Source organism: Clostridium sp. AF32-12BH, from assembly GCF_003477935.1.
In the GTDB taxonomy this organism is placed as follows: Bacteria; Bacillota; Clostridia; order Lachnospirales; family Lachnospiraceae; genus Brotaphodocola.
This window is the reverse complement of the sequence record NZ_QUEH01000026.1, coordinates 31610-32891: the sequence shown is the minus strand read 5'-3', so window position 1 is coordinate 32891 and position 1282 is coordinate 31610. Positions and strand designations below refer to the sequence as shown.

At 49.8% G+C, this 1282-nt stretch carries 1 protein-coding gene; it reads right to left on the bottom strand.

Features of this window, described 5'->3' with window-relative positions; genetic code table 11:
- A partial coding sequence (ygeW, locus tag DWZ40_RS18250) for a knotted carbamoyltransferase YgeW (RefSeq protein ID WP_118544272.1) occupies nt 1–1178 on the bottom strand: 1178 nt, incomplete at its 3' end.
- Between the last annotated feature and the right edge of the window lie 104 nt (nt 1179–1282).

Genomic DNA, 1282 nt, shown 5'->3' with positions numbered 1-1282 from the left:
GTTGCTTTCTCAGCCAGCTTTGCAAGAGTCTCCTGCGGGCACTGCTGTTTTGCAAGCAGGATCATAGCTGCGATGATGTATGGCTTGTAGCTTGCCTCTTTGTACAGAGGAGTACGATAGCGGTCGAATACAGATGCCTCTACCTCGCCATCCTTGCAGGATACGTCGTTGATATCAGCCGGTAAGCAGTGCAGGTACAGAGCCTTGCCATCCTTGGTGGTAGCCATTAACTCTTCGGTGCAGCACCAGTCTTTGTGCTCTGCGTTCTGAGCCAGCAGCTCTTTCTCCAGAGCCTTGATGCCGTCGGTATCGCCCTCAGCGTAGAGGTTGGTTCTCTTCTCCATAGCTGCGAACGGAGCCCAGCTCTTCGGATATACGATATCAGCATCCTTGAATGCCTCTGCCATGGAATTGGTCTTGGTGAAGCTGCCGCCGGTCTTCTCAGCGTTCTTACGTGCAACTTCCTCAACCTCCGGCATTACCTCGTATCCTTCCGGATGTGCCAGAACAACGTCCATGCCGAATCTGGTCATCAGGCCGATAACGCCCTGCGGTACGGAAAGCGGTTTGCCGTAGCTCGGGGAGTAAGCCCAGGTCATAGCTACTTTCTTACCCTTTAAGTTCTCAACGCCGCCGAAGGTGTTGATGATGTGAAGCATATCAGCCATACACTGGGTCGGATGGTCGATATCGCACTGTAAGTTAACCAGGGTAGGTTTCTGCTCCAGAACGCCGTCTTTGTGACCCTCAGTTACTGCATCTACTACATCATGCATGTACTTATTGCCCTTGCCGATGTACATATCATCACGGATACCGATAACGTCTGCCATGAAGGAGATCATGTTAGCGGTCTCACGAACGGTCTCACCATGAGCGATCTGGCTCTTGCCCTCGTCCAGATCCTGAACTTCAAGACCCAGCAGGTTGCAGGCAGATGCGAATGAGAAACGGGTACGGGTGGAGTTATCACGGAACAGGGAAATGCCCAGACCGGACTCAAATACTTTGGTAGAGATGTTGTGCTCTCTCATGTAGCGCAGAGCGTCAGCAACGGTGAAAACAGCCTCGATCTCGTCGTCGGTCTTCTCCCAGGTCAGGAAGAAATCGCCCTCGTACATGTCTTTGAAATTCAGTTTGTTCAGTTTGTCAATGTAACCCTGTAATACTTTGTCCATTTTAATCTCCTTCTTTATTAAATATTTTATTTCTTCCTATTTATATACTGCAAAATAGCCCTTGATTATTTGATATCGTTGTTGGTCTTGCCTGCACGGAACTG